This window comes from Gimesia sp. (assembly GCF_040219335.1).
GTDB lineage: Bacteria > Planctomycetota > Planctomycetia > Planctomycetales > Planctomycetaceae > Gimesia.
The window spans coordinates 66,692-86,077 of the sequence record NZ_JAVJSQ010000029.1; the positions used below are offsets into that span (position 1 = coordinate 66,692).

The window sequence follows — 19,386 nt, forward strand, 5'->3', positions numbered from 1 at the left end:
CGTTTAAGGTTTAGTGATGCTGAAATCATTGGAACTGTTCGGCTTTAAGAGTTTTGCCGATCGGACCATCTTTGAATTTTCGGAAGGCATTACTTGCGTTGTCGGGCCCAACGGAAGTGGTAAGAGTAACGTTGTCGACGGAATCAAGTGGGTTTTGGGTGACCAGAGTCCCAAGAGTCTCCGCGGCAAAGATATGACCGATGTGATCTTCAACGGATCCAAAGGGCGTAAAGCGAACGCCTATGCTGAAGCGACGTTGACGTTCAAGAATACCCAACGGTTTCTGGATATCGACGCCGAAGAGGTTCATATCGGACGCCGTCTCTGGAAGAACGGCGATTCGGAATATCTGCTTAACCGGAATCCGGTACGTCTGAAAGACATTCGCGACCTGTTCATGGGGACCGGAGCCGCCACCTCGGCCTACAGCATTATTGAGCAGGGACGCGTCGATCAGATTCTGCAGGCTAATGCAGCTACCCGGCGCGTCGTCTTTGAAGAGGCAGCGGGTATCAGCCGGTATAAAGCCCGCAAGGTCGACGCCGAACGGAAACTGGAACGGGTCGGACAGAATATTCTCCGCCTGACGGACATCGTCGATGAAGTGGAAGCCCAGCTCAACTCAACGCGGAGCCAGGCCTCTAAGGCGGCAAAATATCGTGAGGCATCAACCGAGCTGCGAAAACTCTGGATGGGGATGGCCGCCGATGACTGGCGACATCTGACCGCCCAACTCTCAACCTTGCATAACCAGATCGGTCAGTACCAGAAACGGATCGATGAACTGAACGCGGGTTACCAGGAATACGAAGATAAGCTGGGCGCCATCGACGCTGAAGTATCCGAATTCGAGGATCAGCTTCGAACCGTGGAAAAACAGCTGTCCACTCACCGCGAAGGGATCGCCGGCAACCAGACTGCCATCGAACATCAGCTCGAGCGGAAAACGGAATTCGAAACCGAAATCACCCGGCTTCGTAAGCAGCGGATTCTGATGGCCAAGCGTACGACGGAAATCCAGCGGGATCTGGAAGCGGTCACACAGGAGAAAGAAAATTCCGAAGCCGGTTTTGAACTGCAGCGGGCAAAACTGCAGGAAGCCCAGGAACGCATTACCGTGGTCACTGCGGAACTGGATGCGATCAGCGAAGAAATCCAGCAGAAGCGGCAGCAGATGCACGAGTTCAACAAGCAGTCGCTGGCTTTGGATAATCGTCTGTTTTCCATGCAGACTCAGCAGGAAACCGTCAGTAACTCGATGACCAAGGCGAATGAAAAACGCCTGCAGCTGGAAGCACGCGTTGAAGAAGCCGAGTCGGTCGTCGAAGAGTGTACCGCGCGCTTCCGTACCGCCGGGGACAAAGTCGCCGAGTTCGCACAGGCACTCTCGGCCGTCGATGAAAAACAACAGGATCTGCTCAGTCAGCAGGATCAGCGCACGCAACAACTCTCCGAATTGCGGGAACGTCGCTCTGCGTACCAGGCTCGCAAAAGCGTACTGGAAGATCTGGAACGTCGGCAGGAAGGCTTGAGCATCGGCGTGAAGGATATTCTGAACCGTGCCCAGACCTCAAATTATCCCCCCTGGAATACCATCCTGGGGAGCGTGGCAGATCTGCTGGATGTTGATCTGGAACAGGCGGCTCTTCTCGAAGTCGCTTTGGGCAGTCGGTCACAGCTGTTGGTAATCAGTGAGTTTGATCCCCTCTATCAGTTTTTAAAAGAGGGCAAGTATTCCATTTCCGGTCGCGTCGGTTTTATTACGCATCCCTCTGCGAATGCTGCCGAACCGAATGCGGCGAGTGGGTTCACGCTGTCGGCAGATTCCCTGGTTCCAGAGAGCTTTGCTGTACCGAAGGCAGAGTCGGAAACAACGACGAATTCCCCGGAAGGTGTGCTGGATCTGAGCAGCGAGCGGGGAGTGATTTATCGTGCCGATCAGCTGGTAAAAGACACTCCCCAGAACCGTCAGCTTGCCGAACTGTTATTGACCGATACCTGGATCGTGGATTCCCTGGAGACGGCTGTTCGCCTCTCCCGCGAGGAAGGGAAGCAGTGTCGATTCGTTACTCTGCAGGGCGAACTGGTCGAGGAAAACCTGTCGATCTTCGTTGGGGCGATCGGTGGTGAATCAGCGATCTTCACTCGCCGTAGTGAACTGCGAAAACTCAAGAATGATCTGATTCGTATCGACCGCACACTGAATGATAATGAAGTCGCGCTGGAGAAGCTCGACGAGCTGTTGTCCACGGTTGATGGGGAACGCAGTGCCTGCCAGGAGCAGATGCAGGAAGCGTCCGAAGCACTGGCCACGGAAAAAGCAGCCAAGGTTTCTGCAGAACAGAAGCAGGAACAGTTGAACGAAGAACTGGCAACGGTTCTCAGTGACCTGCAGGATCTGGAAGCACATTCCGCGAAACTGACTGCGGAAGCCGAAGCGGTGCTGGTCGAGAAGCAGGAGCTGGAAGCAGAACTGGATCGCCTGAACGCACTGATTCAGGAAGGCGAACAGCAGCTGCTCGATAAGCAATGTGAAGTCCAGGAACTGAAAGAACAGCAGAATGCGCGCAAGCTGGAACTGGCGACGCATGAGGAACGTCTGGCCGGTCTGGAACAGCGTTTCAGTCGTCTCAACAGTGAATCGGAACAGCGTCACCAGCAGCAGGAAGAATCGAATCGGCGGTACGAATCTTCTCTGGAGAAGAATTCCCAGATCAATCTGCACATTCTGAATACACGTGCCCTGCTGGATGAACAGTTGCTGGTTCAGGAGAACTTCCTGGAGCAGGCACGCAACCTGACTCTGTTGCGGGATGAGAAACGCCAGTACAAGAAACAGTTGAGTTCCGAAGAGGCAGCGATTCGCAAGGAGCGTCGTGAGCTGAGCGACAAGAAGCACGAAGAGGAATTCAAGACGCGCGACATCGAGCATGAAATCAAGACGCTGGCCGAGCGAATTGAGGAAGAGTACCAGCTCACTTTGGAAGAAATCGTCTCCTCGGGTGAATCGATTCTCAAACAGCACCTGGAAGAGATCGCGGAAGCGGAACGGGAACAGGCTGCTGAGGAAGAAGCCGAAGTCGCTCAGGTAGAGGAAACAGATCCGGAAGCAGAGAGCGCGATCGAGCAGGATTCACTCAGTGAAGACTTCGAGACAGCGACTCCGGAAGAGCCGGTCGAGATCGAGCTGGTCAACGAAGATGATGCGCTGACTGAACCGGGTTTCAATGCGGAGCTGTACCTCGAAATTCGTCCCGAGATTGAAGCCCAGGTAAACCGACTGCGGCGGAAAATCAAGATGATGGGCAGCATCAACTCGGACAGTCTGAAAGACCTGGACGAACTGGAATGCCGCTTTGAGTATATGAAGTCACAGCTGGATGACCTCAATGAAGCCAAATCGTCTCTGGAAGAAATCATCCGCCGGATCAATGTCGAAAGTAAGCGGCTGTTCTTTGATACGTTCGAAGTGGTGCGGGGGCATTTCCAGGAAATCTTTCGTAAACTGTTCGGCGGTGGTGAAGCCGATATCATTCTGGAAGATCCGGATGATGTGCTCGAATGTGGAATCGAAATCGTCGCCCGGCCTCCCGGAAAAGAATTGCGTGGTCTGACGCTGCTCAGCGGTGGCGAAAAGACTCTGACCGCGGTGGCGCTGTTGATGTCGATCTTCCGCAGCCGGCCCAGCCCGTTCTGTATTCTGGACGAGGTTGATGCCGCGCTGGATGAAGCAAACGTGGAACGTTATGCCGGACTGATCGATGACTTCAAGGAAACGACCCAGTTCATTATGATCACTCATAATAAACGATCGATGACTGTTGGTAACGTATTGTATGGCGTTACAATGGAACAGTCCGGGGTTTCCAAGCGGATGTCCGTCCGGTTTGATGACATCAGCGAAGATGGTCACTTCAAGCAGTCCAGCTCCGGCGGTGACGGGGCCTCCGAAGCCGCTTAAACAGTGGCTGCGTATCCGGTTCCAGTTGAGGGGACCGACCCCTTTTCTTTGACACAGCCGAGGTAGCGATGTCTGAACTGACCCATTTTGATGACGAGGGCGCCAGCCGCATGGTTGATGTGGGAGGCAAGGATGTGACTGCGCGGATCGCGGTGGCAGAGTCCTTCGTCACAATGGAGCCTGCCACACAAAGGCTGATTCTGGATCGCCGGGTCTCTAAGGGAGACGTGCTTGAGATCGCCCGGATCGCTGGCATCATGGCGACGAAAAAGACGGCAGACCTGATTCCCCTGTGTCATCCATTGAGTATCAGCAGCGTGCGCCTGGATTATGAAGTTCAGGACGAATCTACCATCCGGATCATCGCCACCGTCAAGATTGATGGTAAAACGGGTGTGGAAATGGAAGCCCTCACAGCCGTCAGCATTGCAGCGCTCACTATTTACGATATGTGTAAAGCCGTTGACCGGGGAATGAGTCTGGGACCGACTCGACTGCTGGAAAAGTCGGGTGGCAAAAGCGGACATTTTATCCGCGAAGATGCCTGAGTATAGTGCGGTGAGAGGCAGTATCGTTCACGCTGAGCTGGTCTGACCCTGCTGACTTACCCCAGCAGACGGGAAAGTCTGATTTCATCCCCGAAATCCAACAGAGGCCCCTGTTTGCATTCCTATCTGCCGGTAGAATGCTTACAATGGTCGCGGAATATGATCGGTGGAAGCGATTCATATGTTCCGTATTTGATAAATAACTGACCGCCAGACGAAAACTGGAAATCGATTCGATATTGTGGTGAGGCTGTAATGGGGGAGCATCTTACGACACATGACCTGCTGGCACGTGTCGAAGAGTTAATTGGCGGTGAGCTGGCACAGGCAGAGCAGGTCTTTTTGAGCGAAGTCAGCTCGAAGCACCCTTACGTGCACGACGTTTTGCAGCATATCACCCGCTTTCAGGGAAAACGGCTCCGTCCGATCCTGCTGCTGCTCTCCGCTGCAGCGACGGGTGGCATTAAAGAGAGCCACTATGTTTTAGCCTCCGTGGTCGAGATGATTCATCTGGCGACGCTGGTGCACGACGATGTTCTGGACGACGCCCTGATCCGCAGACATGTCGCAACCGTCAATTCCCGCTGGAATAACGAAACCAGCGTACTGGTCGGTGATTTCCTCTTCACCCATGCGTTCCATCTGAGTGCCAGCCTGGGCGATGCCCGCGCCTGTCGATTAATTGGTCGGGCAACCAATCTGGTCTGCGAAGGCGAACTGGCCCAGATCTACGAACGGGGTAACGTGGCCTTGTCGGAAGAACAGTATCTGCAGATCATCAACGGGAAAACCGCGGAACTCTGTGCCATCAGTACCGAGCTCGGAGCCCTGTATGCGGGAGCCGATGAGACCGTAGTGACTGCCCTGGAAGATTATGGTCGTGCCCTGGGAGTCGCCTTCCAGATTACCGATGACCTGCTCGATCTGCTCGGAGACGAAGAGCAGATGGGCAAATCACTGGGTTCAGACCTGCAGAAAGAGAAGCTGACACTCCCCCTGATCCGCCTGCTGGACCAGAGCAGTCCTGCCGATCAGGCGACGATTCAGGAGATCCTCACACAACCCGACCCGCAGACCAAATCGCGGCTGTCACAGTTCATCAAGAACAGCGACGCCATCGAATATGCCGCCAACCGGGCACGGGATTTTGCCCGCCAGGCGCGGGAATCGCTCAAGGTATGTGCCGCTTCACCCACACGACAGATTCTTGAGGAACTGACCGAATTTGCCATCCAGAGAACGATCTAATATCATTAAAGAATAACCGGTCGAGGGGAGAAGGGCGTCTCTGACTGACTACAGTCACTTATCGGATAAAGAGGCCAGAGAGCATTGTTTAACAATCCTATTTTCATTCGGGAAGCACTGACGTCACCCCGACAGATCCGGCATTACCTGATTCGTTCCGGCTACGTGGCTGCGGTATTCATTCTGATTTTCACCGCCGGCCAGACAATCCTGGGAACTCAGCAGATTCAGACCACCACCATTGGTGAATTTGCCCGGTTGGGAAATCTGATCTTTCAGATGATCTCGTTTCTGCAGTTGCTGCTGGTGATGTTTTTTACACTTCTGTTTTCTGCGGGAAGCATTGCGCAGGAAAAAGACCGCGGCACCCTGATTCTGCTGCTGATGACCGAACTCAAGGACCGGGAGTTGGTCAGCGGGAAAACCCAGTCCAGTCTGCTGATTGTGTATGTTTTGCTGGCGGCGTCGGTCCCCGTGTGTGTCTTCCTGCATCTGCTGGGAGGCGTCGAACTGGCGCAGATTCTCTGGATGGAACTGATCTGCCTGATCACCGTTTATGCCACGGGAAGCTGGGCCGCCCTGGTGGCGTTCTGGCGGGAGAAAACATTCCAGACGCTGGCGATCAGCGTCTTGGGGATGGTGGTCTTTCTGGGAGTTATGGAACTGCTGGTCGGTCTGATCGGACCCACATCAGCACTTCGCCCCTGGATCGCCGGCCTCGATCCTTTCCGAGCACTGTATGAAATTCTGAATCCGCTCTCGCTGAATACCGGTCTTTCGCCGATCTCCGTGAGTGCCTGGCCTTCCCTGATCAGTCTGGCGGTACTGGGAATCGCATTGCGGGTGTTTACCGTTTTCCGGCTGCGTGTCTGGAATCCGTCCCGCTCGGTTTACAAAGCAACCCCCAAAGCAGAGAAAGAAGGGGAAGCCCAGGCCGAACAGCAACCAGTCATCGTCAAAGAAAAGTCACGTGCCATCTGGTCGAACCCGGTCATCTGGCGTGAGATCATGACGAAGGCCTACGGTCGCAAGGTGTTTGTGATCAAGCTGGCTTACTTTCTGCTGGCCGGTTTCCTGCTCTGGTCGGCGACCAGTTCCGAAGCGGCCGCGGCTGGAATGCTGTACCTCGGAGTAATTCCACCTCAGGGGCTCGCGTTTGCCGGGATTGCCTGGTTGAGCCTGGTATTGGCGAATACTCAGGCGGTGACGTCGATCACCTCGGAAAAGGACAGTAAAACACTTGAGTTGCTGCTGGTGACCGATATTTCGGCGAAGGAATTCGTGCTCGGCAAGCTGGGCGGTATTTTCTATAACAGCAAAGAACTGATCCTGGTGCCCGTCCTGATTCTGTGCTACCTGGTGGCACAGGGGGCGTTTTCAGTGGAAGGTTTCCTGTGTGCACTGATCGGATTCCTGGCGTTGATGATCTTCTCGATCGTGCTCGGTCTGCACATGGGATTGACCTATGACAACAGCCGTTCGGCTATCGGCGGCAGTCTGGGAACGATGTTCTTTCTGTTTATCGGGATCGGGATATTCATGATCCTGCTGGTGCAGGCCCGCTCATCGTTTGCCCTGCAACTGCAGAGCTTCCTGGTGTTTATCGTCGTGGGAAGTGCCGCCCTGCATTCGGCTCTGACACATCGGAACCCGTCGCGGGCTCTGGCGATTTCCGCCTGGCTGCTTCCCTTCCTGACCTTTTATGCTATTACTTCGTTTTTACTGGGAGGCACACTGGGTGTGCTGGTGACGATTCTGTTTGCCTACGGTCTGCCCGTGCTTTCCATGTATATTCCCGCAGTATCTGAGTTCGATGTTGCCCTGGGAAAAACTACTTACGATAAAGGATAGAGCGGCCGTCCCGTTTCACGATGATCGCATTAATTGATACGATTGCAATCTGGTTTCCCGGAGCTCTGGCTCTGCTGGCTCTGATCTGTGCCTCCGGATTTTTTTCCGGTAGTGAGACTGCCATCTTCTATCTCTCTCGGGCTGAGCTTCGCCAGTTCAGCAAGGGAAAGTCCAGCGAACAGGTTGTTGCTGCTCTGGCCGCCGATGCGGATCGCCTGTTGACAGCGGTCCTGTTCTGGAACCTGCTGATCAACCTGTCCTACTTTGCGGTCGCCGGTGTGATTGCCAAGGAATTAGCTGACGAGGGACAGCCTGCTGCTGCCGGATTTTTCACGGTGGGCAGCCTGTTGGCGATCATTCTGTTTGGAGAAGTGCTTCCCAAAAGTCTTTCGATTGTATTCCGCAAGAGGATTGCGATCCTGGTCAGCTGGCCGCTGGCATTTTCGATACGCGTGCTGGATCCGGTGATCCCACTGTTACAGAATATCAGTCGTCTGATGCGGCGGACTTTCTGGCCGCATATTCAGAAAGAGTCATACCTGCATTCCGAGGACCTGGAACGTGCTGTCGATGCCTCGGGGGCGAGTGAGGAAGTGATTCGCCACGAGCGGCAGATCCTGCATAATATCCTGGACCTTTCGGAAATCCTCGTTGAAGAGGCGATGCGTCCCCGGGGGACCTATCTCACGTTCAAAATGCCTCTGCAGCTGGAAGACCTCACACGGATTACTCCCAATACCGATTACATCATCCTCCGCAAACAGGGCGTCGACTCAGAAGAAATCGATCGCATTATTTCCTTATCCGAGTTGTCTTCGTTTTCTACTTCTTCGCTGAATAAAAAATCGAAGCGGGTAATTCATGTGCCCTGGTGTTCGAACCTGGCAGACGTCTACACCCGGTTTCAGGCAGAAGAGTGTAACTTCGCCTCGGTCGTCGACGAATACGGAGAGACGATCGGCATTGTCGCTTTTGATGATATCATCGATACCATTTTGTCTCCGGAACCGAGTCGCGCCAGGCGCATTTTACGCCGCGATCCGGTGCGTGAGGTCGAGTCGGGTGTGTACCATGTCGAGGGCATCACGACCCTGCGTTATCTCTGTCGCAAGCTGCAGCAGGAATATGAAATTGCCGATGACGGCCTGCTGACCGTAGCCGGCATGTTCCACGAAAAACTGGAACGCATTCCTGAAGTGGGCGATGTCTGCGACTGGCAAGGATATCAGCTGGAAGTAATCGAAGTCCGTAAGCTGGGGCACCTGGTGGCGGAACTCAAGCCTCAGCCACCTGGTGATTCTGAAGAGGAAGAAGACTGACAGGCCCGGGGGGCCTGTGTTTATTTCTTCCACATTCCCGACATCCAGTAGAACGCGATCGCTGGCACGGAGAGGGTGGAGAGCACCCAAGGCCATGGCCAGGTCTGTGAAAAGACATAGTTTTTCAGTACAAACTGGTCGATCAGAACGGCGGCAATGAATGCCCAGCCACTGAAGATGATCGAGAGCTGTTTCCTCTCCTTCAACTGCTCAGGTGCGAGTTGACTTCCACCCTTCGCGGGCTTCTTCTTTTCGGGCTTTTTGGCCGGCTTGGCAGCTTTGGCTGACTTTTTGGAAGTGGTCTCTTCGACTGCGACTTCTTCTTCCGATTCGCTCTCTTCAGCGGCCGCATAGTACTTTTTGATCCCCTCGTTGATCGAGCGGGGCATCGCGAGTACCCAGCGAGAGGGAACCTGGTATCGCATCCGCAGGTCATCTTCGAGTTCGTGGGTGGGTTGATCCGCACAGGCAACCAGCAGCATATCATCGTCGATGAAGAGTGGCAGAATGGTATTCCTTTTGGCGACGTGCTGGGGGAGTTCGAGGAGGATTTCGTGATCCGGCTGGGTTTCCTCCAGGTCGATGTACGGCATCCCCTGGGAGCGGGCCATGGCCTGAGTGGCGGTGGCCGCGTTAACCAGTCGCATCTGGACGGCGGCATCACGCATGGTCAGTCCGCGCTGATCAGCAAAACCTTTGAGCTCCGCTGCCTGCTCTTTCGTGATGTGTCCCTGTTCGACCAGGACCTGTTCAACGGACTGTGGACCGGTGAGTTCATCTTCCTCAAACTCGCGGCCCAGGCTTTCGTCGTACTCGCGTTTCCGTTCCGGGTCAGTCAGGCAGAGCATGGCCTTGGCCAACTCGTTGAGCAGTTCCTGGGATTCGTTGGAGTATTTTCCGGCGGCGTATTTTCGAACGTGATTATTCAGCTTCTTATAATGCGCTCGAATTTTCTCTTCGTTGTCTTCGAATTTGACCAGACGCAGTAAGTCGTAGTGGTGTGGAGGACGTTCTCCTTCCGGGATTCCCAGCCATTCCTTGTAGACGTCAATTGCCACCTGAGAGAACTCCTTGCTCTGTGTTGTGAAATCACAAATTGAAAAACATCAGCGACACTTATCAGAAAGAGGGCGGCGGGTCGAAGATGGCCCGCCGCACTGATTTTTACTCGACCACGTAGTCTCTGGCCAGAACTTCGAAGCGGTCAATGCCTTCAGAATCCAGACCGGAATCGCGGACAATTTCCGTTGCCGATTCGTTGTTCCCGGTCAGTTCGCGGGCAGACGCATGAATTCGGCCGTTAGCATCATACCGGTAGGTGACTTCTACCGGAGAACCTTTCGGAAGGTTGGGAGGCAGATTCAGGATGCGGAAGTCACCGATTGTGGTGCAGGCATCCGGATCACTGGCTTCCCCTTCCAGAATAATCACGTGAATCCGTTGCTGGTTGTCTGAAGTTGTAACAAACTTCTGGCTGACACTGGCAGGGATTTCGGTATTGCGTTTGATCATGATGTGATTGATCTTCCGAGTCCGGTCGTTGGGATCGGTGATCTTCACACCCAGCGAGTGCGAGTTCACATCAGCGGTGCTGACGTTACGCAGACGCTTGTTAACTGCCTGGGCCATGCGGCTTTCACCGCCGGTAGCGCGGGCTTCCAGAATTGCCGCATGGATCGCGGCTCCCTGGGCAACGGCTTCTTCCGGGTTCATGCTGCGGGATGGCTCGCGACCACAGACGGTCTTCAGCATCTCCTCGACAACGGGCATCAGGGTTGAACCACCTACCAGCACGACGTCGTCCAGTTCCCCTTTTTCGACGCCTGCCTGCTGCATAACCAGCTCGGTGGTGTCACGGGTACGCTGCAGGAGGTCGGCGGTCATGCGCTCGAAATCGCCTCGGGTCAACGCGACCGTCAGTGTGTTCCCTTTGTGATAAATCGATACCGGGGCCTGGGCTTTCTGACTCAGTTCCCGCTTGGCGTCTTCACACTCCTGCACGCAGGTCCGCATGGTGACGGGATCTTCGCGCGGGTCGCTGCCGAACTTTTTCTTGAACTGTTCCGCGACATGGTCCACGATTCGCTGACTCCAGTCCAGACCACCGAGCATCACGTCCCCGTCGGTTGCCAGTACGCGGAACTGCGTAGGCGAATAGCGGACGATTGTGACGTCGAATGTACCACCCCCGAGGTCGTAAACCAGAATGGTGCGTTCGCCGTCAGGCATGGCATCAGGATTACCCAGCTCGTTCCGTTTCCAGGCATAGGCCAGGGTGGCTGCCGTTGGTTCGTTGATGATGTCAATCACGTTCAGCCCGGCAATCCGGCCGGCGTCCTGGGTGGCTTTACGACGAACGTCATTGAAGTAGTAGGGCACGGTGATGACAGCATTGGTGATCGAACCGATGTCTTTTTCCGCATCCTGTTTCATTTTCTTCAGGATCAACGCTGACAGGAATTCCGCGGTCAGCTTCTTTTCCTGATAGACGACGTAAAAGTGATCGTCGCCCATATGGCGTTTGACTGCTTCGATGATGCGGGAGGGATCGTCTTCGATCGCCGTCCGTTCGAACGAGGGGCCGACGACGACGCGTCCCTCTTCTCCCAGCAGAACTACCGAAGGTGTAATCGAGCGGCCATCCGTGTTTTTCAGGGAAATGGGATTCCCGTCTTTGTCGAGTTGGGCGATGGCGGAATATGTGGTTCCGAGGTCGATGCCAACAGTCTGGCCTTCAACAAACTTCATAATGCTACCTTAATTTCGATTATCAAGCGGGTTCATCATGGATCAGGACATTGGAGCGGAATCGCAGGAATCAGGTTGCGAAACAGGAAGACGCGCTCCCGATTTCATCTGATTCTGAAATCAAGATTGGTGTATCCAGTTAATCTGTATAACGTTTAACTCACCTATTCTGCCACCGTGGTGATGGGGAATCAAGGACTTGATCGTTGGGAAACTAAAATCTGGCAAAGTCTTAACGAAATGGATTTGATCGTTATGGGCAAAAATTCAGTGCCATGGTCAGGAGCGTTTCCTGACTGATTCCTACATTCGCGCTGATCGGGATAACTGGAGTCGCAATCTCGATTGATGAAAAGTCTCGATTTCGATTTCTGAACGTGACTTCCAGAGCATTTCCTGCGCGCGTCCGCAGAATCAGAGAGGGCGTGAGGGTTGGCTCTGGGAGAAGTTCCCTTTACAATCTAAGCCAGATTCAGAACCCGTTCACACCAACCTGGTTCGTGATAGCGGTCTGGGAACTGCTCCGGTTCTGAAGCAGAAACAACTGATATATAAGATTTTACGCACATAGAAACCAGCTCCCGCGGTCTCAACAATGAAAACGAGAACAGGATGAACCAGCCGTCTCCTTCCATCACTTCCGAGCAGGCACTCGATCTGGCTCAGAACGCTGTCTCGGAAAAACAGCTTTCCGAATCCGCTTTCAAAAATCTCAAACGCTGGGTTACTGAACCTCAGTATGCCAGCTATCAGCCGGCACTGCTCCAGCTGATTGAAGACAAAGCCTTTGAAGATCTCGATACCTACTTCTGGGAAGTGATCCCGTTTGGAACCGGCGGACGTCGGGGGCTGATGAGTGAGCTGGGTTCAGCGACGATCAACGAGCGGACGATTGCCGAGTCGGCGCATGGACTCGCCGCGTATTACAAGAAATTCTCGGGACAGGAAACAGGTAAGGCCGCGATTGCTCATGACTCGCGTATCAATTCCTCGAAATTCGCCCGCATTGCAGCCAGTGTGCTGGCCGCCCATGGTCTGACGGTTTACTTCTTCAAGACATCCCGTTCCACGCCGGAACTCTCTTTTGCGGTTCGTCAGCTGGGCTGTGACGTCGGGGCCATGATCACCGCCTCGCACAATCCCCCCTCGGACAATGGGTTCAAAGCCTACTGGTCCACAGGTGGGCAGGTTCTGCCGCCACACGACCAGGGAATTATCGATGAAGTCTACCAGGCGACCGAAATTCCTGTTGTCGATTTCGACACCGCGATGGAACAGGGAACAATTCAACTGATCGACGAGGACGTTGCCGGCGAGTATCGCAAGTGTGTCGCCGAGCACAGTCATTCGAGTGCCCGGGAACTGAAAGGACTTTTCACACCTCTGCACGGTGTAGGCGAAACCTCTGTCTTTCAGGTTCTGCAGCACGTTGGCTTCAAAGGCATTGAGCGGTTCGAACCGCAATGCGAACAGAACGGCAACTTTCCGAATGTACCTGACCAGCTGCCTAACCCGGAACGGGATGAAGTCTATCAGCCGGCCATTGAGCAGGCAGCGCAGACCGGAGCCGAGATCATTCTGGCCAGTGATCCGGATGCGGATCGACTGGGAGTCTGCGTCAAAAACGATGCTGGCCAATTCGTGCATCTGACCGGTAATCAAGTCGGGGCACTGCTCGCCGATTATGTGTTACGCAAACAAAAAGAGAACGGCAGCCTGACCTCCGAGCATTATGTTGTGGAGACAATTGTCACCACGCCGCTGATTGCTGCGATCACACGGAGCGCTGGTGCACGGATCATTAACAATCTGCTGGTCGGCTTCAAATACATTGCCGAGACAATGGATGCGGAAGGGCCGGACAAATTCGTGTTCGGTACGGAAGAATCGCTGGGTTACCTGGCGGGAACGTACTGTCGTGACAAAGACGCCGCCATTGGTGCCCTCTGGGCCTGTGAACTGGCGGCAGAATTGAAGAGTGAGGGGAAAACCCTGCTCAATCGCCTGGACGAACTCTATGTTGAGCATGGATTTCATCTGGAAGGTCAGGTGTCCAAGACGTGTAAGGGGTCACAAGGCAACGAGCAGATCAGACAGCTGATGAAGGCGTTTCGCAGCACGCCCCCACAGAAAATGGGGCAGCTGACGTTTACTCTGGTCCGGGATTACGCGGATCTCGAAATTCGTTCATTACCCGAAAATACCACTGCTGAGACCTTTTCTAAACCCAAAGGAAATGTTCTGATGTTTGAAGCGCGGGCCGAAGGCTCGCCGCTGACAGTTCAGCTGGGTGTGCGTCCGTCAGGTACAGAACCGAAGATCAAGTTCTACTATTTTGCCCAGGCGGAGGTTTCTGAAGCCGGTCAGCTTGCGGAAACCAAAGCCTCCGCACTGGCAACCATTGAAGAATTCAAGCAGTCACTCATGGACTGGATTGATCAGACATTACAAACCAGCTGAACCGAGTCCAGAGACAGATCAGATAAAAATGTGGGTGAGTCTGGCATTTCCTTGATTGTGAACTGACGACTGCCATCTATAATATTAAGCAAATTTAAGTATATTTTCCGGCAATTTATTGTCATCAACTTCCCTCAGAGATGGTGATCCAGCATCAGTAGTCAGGAGTTCCGGTTGGCCTCATGTCATGCCGGTCTCTACTGGACTGCCCCCACCCGGCCAGCTAACAACAACGATTACCATTAGACCAACTTTTATCAGATTTCAGGCAATATCATGACGCAACAACGTATCGGGATTTGGATTATCGGAGCATGGGGCGGTGTGGCTACCACAGCTGCAGTGGGGCTTTCCGCATTGACGAAAGGCCTGACCGGCACCAGCGGTCTTGTTTCAGAAAATCCCTACTTCAAGAAACTGAACCTGCGCGACTGGGATCAGTTCGTCATCGGCGGTCACGAAATCCGCGATACCTCGTTTGTCGAAGCCGCGAAATACTTCAGTGAAAACTCAGGCGTGTTCCACCCCGCGCTGTTGCAGGCCGTCGAAGAGGACCTCAAGTCCTACGATGAAAACGTCAAGCCGGGAACGCTGATCCATGTAGGAGATACGATTCGATCTCTCGCCGGTGATGCCGTTCGTAAGTTCGATACAGAAACTCTGCAGGAAACCCTGGCCCGTCTGACTGCGGATATCAAAGAGTTCCAGGAAAAGCATGATCTGGGCCACGTCGTTGTGGTCAACCTGGCTTCCACGGAACCGCCGGTCGATGAAGCAGCGAAATCGCTCAGCCTGGCTGAACTCAAAGACGCCCTCGAAAACGGAGTGACATCTCCGGTTCCCGCCAGTTCGCTGTATGCGATTGCCGCGATGGAAGCCGGCTGTTCGCATCTCAACTTCACTCCTTCCGCAGCCACCGATCTGCCGGCGATGATCGAACTGGCAGAAGAGAAGCAGGTTCTGCACGGAGGACGGGACGGTAAGACCGGTGAGACTCTGATGAAGAGTGTACTGGCCCCGATGTTTGCTCATCGCAACCTGAATGTGATGAGCTGGGTCGGACATAACATCTTCGGAAACCTGGACGGCAAAGTGCTGGACGATCCGGTTAATAAGTCGAACAAGGTACATTCAAAAGACCATCTACTGACCGAAATCCTGGGATACAAGCCGCAGACACTAGTCTCCATCGAATACATTGAATCGATGGGTGACTGGAAGACCGCCTGGGACCACATTCACTTCCAGGGCTTCCTCGATACCAAGATGGCGCTGCAGTTTACCTGGCAGGGAACCGATTCGATTCTGGCTGCTCCCCTGATGCTCGACATGGTTCGCTTTACCGAACGGGAATGGCGGCGGGGTGGTCGCAGCGGTGTGATGTCGTATCTGAGTTCGTTCTTCAAGAGCCCGATGCAGGCAACCACGCCCGAATTTGAACGACAGTACCAGCAGCTGGAAGCCTGGGCCGACGCCGTTTCCGAGGAATAGAAATCAACGTCAGCATGAAAAAGTGTCTCGCGTATTTACAATTAATGCGGTTTCCCACGGTGTTCACAGCGATGTCGGACATCATCCTGGGGTTTCTGCTGACGCATAATTCGTTTGAGCCACGGCTGGATTTCGGATTATTACTGGTCGCATCAGCGGGCCTGTACCTCGCGGGTATGGTCTTCAACGATGTGTTCGACCGGAAAGTGGATGCCGAAGAACGGCCGTCACGGCCGATTCCTTCCGGACGCATATCTACTCGGAACGCTGCGGTGCTGGGTGGTATGTTGATGCTGGCCGGTGTCGGGGCAGCGCAGACGGTGGGGACGCAGAGCCTGATTGTCGCCGGCCTGCTGGTTGTCGCGATTCTGGGCTATGACGTGATTCTGAAGAAGACATTCCTTGGTCCGGTCATGATGGGCAGCTGCCGTTTCCTGAACCTGATGCTGGGGGCCAGTGCGGTGGCACGCGAGATCAATCTGTGGGTCAAACCACAATTACGCATCGCGGCTGCCATGGGACTCTTCATTATGGGGCTCACCTGGTTTGCCCGTATGGAAGCGAAACAGAGTCATCGCGGCCACCTTGTTGGTGGCCTGCTGGTGATTAACGCTGGTCTCGGCGGCCTGGTCTGGATGCTGGCGACCTATCCCTGGCCGCGGGAAATCAATCTGACGATGGTCCTGGCGGCGGCAGGTGTGGTGATTCTGACCATCAACCGGCGGCTGGTGCAGGCCATTCTGAACCCCGCCCCCCAGAACGTGCAGATCGCCGTCAAGACGATGCTCATCTCGTACGTGATGCTGAACGCGATCATGGTCTTTGTGTGGACGACCAACCCTGCCTACGCGATTCTGACGGCGGCGTTGCTGCTGCCCACGATCCTGCTCTCCCGCTGGATGGCGGTCACCTGATCGGGGCAGGCAGAGAAGTCCGTTTGACTTATACCGGCTGGAAGCCCATGACCTGGTAGCGGGCCAGTTCCATTGTGTCGGTCAGCTTGATGGCACTGATCGCTTCATAAGACAGCATGACTTTGCGCGCTCCCTGGGAATCCGGTTTGTCCCGCTCCAAAAGCACCACGCCCGTAGAGAGCAGGAAGTTCTGAAAAGGAATCGTTTCCTGGTAATTCGTGACGATGATACCCTGTTTGGGGATCACTTCGGGCCAGTTCTCTAGAATGGAACGCCATCCTTCTGCACTTTGCATGGTAATTGTCTTTCGAAGGAAATAGGGAAAAACTCAAACACCACGCAAGATAGGATTTCCCGATCATTTCAGCAAGAGGAACATTCGGGGATGAAGCATGGTTTTCTCCGCGGGAGTGGAACGATATGATTCAGAGGCGGGCGCCCGTATCACTGATAATTCCCTGGATCTCCTTCTAGTAGAAAATAGCGTTCCTTGAGTGTGAAACGAGAACCCGTCGCGATTTCCTTTGCGGAATTTGTGGCGATGATGGCTTTGATGCAGTCGCTGGTAGCACTTTCGATCGATGCGATGCTGCCTGCCCTGACAGAAATCGGTCAGGATCTGGGTGCCCGTGAAGCCAATGACAGCCAGCTGATTGTCTCCTTTCTGTTTCTGGGACTCGCGTTCGGGCAGGGCGTGTATGGTCCACTCTCAGATACCACCGGCCGAAAACCAGCTGTCTACCTCGGATTCGGTCTGTTTCTGACAGGCAGTCTGTTTTCACTGTTTGCTACAGATCTGAACGTAATGCTCGGGGGGCGGTTTCTCCAGGGGCTCGGGCTGGCAGCGCCCCGGTGTGTCATCGTGGCGATTGTCCGCGATCAGTACGAAGGCCCCGCGATGGCCCGGGTGATGTCGTTCGTGATGACGATCTTCATTTTTGTTCCGGCGATCGCACCCACCCTGGGTCAGGGGATTTTACTGATCGCACACTGGCGCGCCATCTTTGCTGCGCTCTTGGTCTGCGGACTGCTGACCCTGGCCTGGTTTGCGCTGCGTCTGCCCGAGACGCTGAGCGTAGAACGGCGGATTCCCTTCTCAGTCGCGCGCATCAAGTCTGCTGTGATTGAAGTCTGCTCACACCGCGTTTCACTCGGTTACACGATATCTTTGGGGTTGATCTCCAGTGCGTTCCTGGGATATTTAAGTTCCGCCCAGCAGATCTTTCAGAAACAGTACAAACTGGGAACCATGTTTCCGCTGTACTTCGCCATCCTGGCCCTCTGTATCGGCAGTGCTTCGTTTGTGAACGGGCGACTGGTCATGCGGTTCGGGATGCAGAACCTGTCGCGGTGGTCCAAACAGTTTTCGACGGTCATCTCCCTGCTGTTCTTCGTGTACGTTCTGAGTACGGGAGGACAGCCCCCGCTGTGGACGATGATGGGCTACATGATGATCATTCTGTTCTGCTTTGGGATCATGTATGGCAATCTGAATGCGATGGCAATGGAGCCACTGGGGCATATCGCCGGCATCGGAGCGGCGGTGATGGGCGCACTTTCTACGCTGATCTCGGTTCCCTGCGGGATTCTGATTGGTCACAGTTATAACGGCACCGTCATTCCGGTCATCAGTGGATTCATGCTGTCCGGAGTGTTGATTGTGGTTGTGATGCACTGGGTGGAATCCGCGCCGACACAACCCACGGAAGAGACTGCCTGAACCGGTCCAGACTGCGGCAGAATTAACAAAACGGATCGTTTCTGGTAAGGTAACGTTTTCTAAAGCCGTTCCCTCAAATATTGCTGCCTCAGGACTTACGATGAGTTATCAGTTCGAACAAGGTGAATCACTGGCAGACGGCGTGCGTCGGATTGCCGGTCATCAGGTGCATAAGGCAATCCAGGAACTGCAGGATTCAGAATCGGACCGGCACGAGGCCATTCATGAAGTTCGCAAACGGTTCAAGAAACTGCGGGGGTTGATTCGAATCGTCCGGTCGGGACTGGGAGACGACTACAGCCGCATCAATGTCTGGTATCGCGATGCAGGACGCAGGCTGTCCCGCGTACGCGATGCGGAATCGATGCTGGAATCTCTGGCGAAACTCAAGAAACGCTTCGACGATCCCGCGTACGTAGACCTGTTTGCCGCTTTTGAACGCTGCTTCCAGGAACGCAAGCAGCAGCTGGTGGAAGAGTGGATTGACCTGGATCAGGAACTGCAGCAGCTGTGTGATGAACTACAGACTGCACACCAGCAGATTGACGAGTGGAAGATCAAAGGCAAATCGGACAAGATTCTCAAAACCGGATTGCAGCGGAATTACCGTCGCGGTGCTGAGGCTCTGGCGGAACTGTACGTGCAACCTCACGATGAACTCTTTCACGAGTGCCGCAAACGTAGCAAGTATCTGATGTATCATCTGCGGCTGCTGAAAAAAATCTGGGAGCCGATCATGGCAGCCCAGCTTGAGGAACTCGATCAGTTAAATGACTACCTCGGCGATGATCACGATCTGGCGGTGATGACCAGTCAGCTGACCAGCGAACCGGAGCGGTTCGGCGCGACCAGCGACGTCGATCAACTCATAACGCTGATCGGTCAACAGCGGGAAGAACTACAATCAGCGGGCCTGGCACTGGCCGATCGCATCTATGCGGAACAGCCCAAAGCATTCGCCCAGCGTCTGCAGGCTTACTGGAAACTGTGGCAGAACCAGTCGTCGTAAAGAATGTGATCGCAGCAGGTCTGGGAATGCGTTCTTGTATTCGTGCTCTGTTCCGGGTACAGTGATTTTTCCGTTCCCATGCAAAACCGCAGCGTATCGCGTTTCGACAGCGGTTGA

The 19,386-nt window shown here is 54.3% G+C and carries 13 protein-coding genes; 10 read left to right on the top strand and 3 right to left on the bottom strand.

The features are described 5' to 3' along the window. The first annotated feature begins 16 nt into the window (after positions 1-16). From RID21_RS22175 to RID21_RS22195, 5 genes are all read left to right on the top strand, one after another. Complete coding sequence (locus tag RID21_RS22175; protein ID WP_350192696.1) at positions 17-3,961, top strand: AAA family ATPase; 3,945 nt, start codon at positions 17-19, stop codon at positions 3,959-3,961. Positions 3,962-4,029: 68 nt separating this feature from the next. Next, entirely contained in the window at positions 4,030-4,509 is a 480-nt protein-coding gene (gene moaC, locus RID21_RS22180; protein WP_350192698.1) for a cyclic pyranopterin monophosphate synthase MoaC, read from the top strand. 255 nt (positions 4,510-4,764) lie between these two features. Next, positions 4,765-5,757 carry a polyprenyl synthetase family protein gene (locus tag RID21_RS22185; protein WP_350192700.1) on the top strand — a complete coding sequence of 331 codons (993 nt, stop codon included), beginning with the start codon at positions 4,765-4,767 and terminating at the stop codon, positions 5,755-5,757. An 84-nt stretch (positions 5,758-5,841) separates the two neighbouring features. After that, the gene (locus tag RID21_RS22190; protein WP_350192702.1) at positions 5,842-7,608 is read left to right on the top strand and encodes an ABC transporter permease; all 1,767 of its coding nucleotides are present in this window, start codon (positions 5,842-5,844) and stop codon (positions 7,606-7,608) included. Between the two features lie 20 nt (positions 7,609-7,628). After that, positions 7,629-8,927, top strand: a complete 1,299-nt coding sequence (locus RID21_RS22195) for a CNNM domain-containing protein (protein ID WP_350192704.1) — start codon at positions 7,629-7,631, stop codon at positions 8,925-8,927. A 20-nt stretch (positions 8,928-8,947) separates the two neighbouring features. Here the strand turns inward: RID21_RS22195 and RID21_RS22200 are convergent, their stop codons facing one another. Together RID21_RS22200 and RID21_RS22205 are read right to left on the bottom strand one after the other, a co-directional pair. Further along, entirely contained in the window at positions 8,948-9,985 is a 1,038-nt protein-coding gene (locus RID21_RS22200) for a GspE/PulE/PilB domain-containing protein (RefSeq protein WP_350192706.1), read from the bottom strand. A gap of 106 nt (positions 9,986-10,091) precedes the next feature. Then, positions 10,092-11,675, bottom strand: a complete 1,584-nt coding sequence (locus RID21_RS22205) for an Hsp70 family protein (RefSeq protein ID WP_145439062.1) — start codon at positions 11,673-11,675, stop codon at positions 10,092-10,094. A gap of 612 nt (positions 11,676-12,287) precedes the next feature. On the opposite strand from RID21_RS22205, the gene RID21_RS22210 reads away from it, so the two are divergent. The 3 genes from RID21_RS22210 (at position 12,288) to RID21_RS22220 (ending at position 16,540) form a co-directional block, all read left to right on the top strand. After that, positions 12,288-14,135 (top strand): phospho-sugar mutase, encoded by a 1,848-nt coding sequence (locus RID21_RS22210; RefSeq protein ID WP_350192708.1) that lies wholly within the window; start codon positions 12,288-12,290, stop codon positions 14,133-14,135. A 276-nt stretch (positions 14,136-14,411) separates the two neighbouring features. Next, positions 14,412-15,626 (top strand): inositol-3-phosphate synthase, encoded by a 1,215-nt coding sequence (locus tag RID21_RS22215; protein ID WP_145180968.1) that lies wholly within the window; start codon positions 14,412-14,414, stop codon positions 15,624-15,626. A gap of 71 nt (positions 15,627-15,697) precedes the next feature. Continuing rightward, positions 15,698-16,540 (top strand): UbiA family prenyltransferase, encoded by an 843-nt coding sequence (locus tag RID21_RS22220; protein ID WP_350192710.1) that lies wholly within the window; start codon positions 15,698-15,700, stop codon positions 16,538-16,540. A gap of 28 nt (positions 16,541-16,568) precedes the next feature. Here the strand turns inward: RID21_RS22220 and RID21_RS22225 are convergent, their stop codons facing one another. After that, complete coding sequence (locus RID21_RS22225; protein WP_350192712.1) at positions 16,569-16,835, bottom strand: hypothetical protein; 267 nt, start codon at positions 16,833-16,835, stop codon at positions 16,569-16,571. A 195-nt stretch (positions 16,836-17,030) separates the two neighbouring features. On the opposite strand from RID21_RS22225, the gene RID21_RS22230 reads away from it, so the two are divergent. Together RID21_RS22230 and RID21_RS22235 are read left to right on the top strand one after the other, a co-directional pair. After that, the gene (locus RID21_RS22230; RefSeq protein ID WP_350192714.1) at positions 17,031-18,260 is read left to right on the top strand and encodes a multidrug effflux MFS transporter; all 1,230 of its coding nucleotides are present in this window, start codon (positions 17,031-17,033) and stop codon (positions 18,258-18,260) included. Positions 18,261-18,360: 100 nt separating this feature from the next. Further along, entirely contained in the window at positions 18,361-19,269 is a 909-nt protein-coding gene (locus RID21_RS22235; RefSeq protein WP_350192716.1) for a CHAD domain-containing protein, read from the top strand. The last annotated feature ends 117 nt before the right edge of the window (positions 19,270-19,386 follow it).

Bases quoted from the DNA above. Each gene is read 5' to 3' on its own strand.
- RID21_RS22205 (WP_145439062.1), bottom strand. From the start codon at position 11,675: ATGAAGTTTGTTGAAGGCCAGACTGTTGGCATCGACCTCGGAACCACA.
- RID21_RS22220 (WP_350192710.1), top strand. From the start codon at position 15,698: ATGTCGGACATCATCCTGGGGTTTCTGCTGACGCATAATTCGTTTGAG.
- RID21_RS22225 (WP_350192712.1), bottom strand. From the start codon at position 16,835: ATGCAAAGTGCAGAAGGATGGCGTTCCATTCTAGAGAACTGGCCCGAA.
- RID21_RS22215 (WP_145180968.1), top strand. From the start codon at position 14,412: ATGACGCAACAACGTATCGGGATTTGGATTATCGGAGCATGGGGCGGT.
- RID21_RS22185 (WP_350192700.1), top strand. From the start codon at position 4,765: ATGGGGGAGCATCTTACGACACATGACCTGCTGGCACGTGTCGAAGAG.
- moaC (WP_350192698.1), top strand. From the start codon at position 4,030: ATGTCTGAACTGACCCATTTTGATGACGAGGGCGCCAGCCGCATGGTT.
- RID21_RS22195 (WP_350192704.1), top strand. From the start codon at position 7,629: ATGATCGCATTAATTGATACGATTGCAATCTGGTTTCCCGGAGCTCTG.
- RID21_RS22235 (WP_350192716.1), top strand. From the start codon at position 18,361: ATGAGTTATCAGTTCGAACAAGGTGAATCACTGGCAGACGGCGTGCGT.
- RID21_RS22210 (WP_350192708.1), top strand. From the start codon at position 12,288: ATGAACCAGCCGTCTCCTTCCATCACTTCCGAGCAGGCACTCGATCTG.
- RID21_RS22175 (WP_350192696.1), top strand. From the start codon at position 17: ATGCTGAAATCATTGGAACTGTTCGGCTTTAAGAGTTTTGCCGATCGG.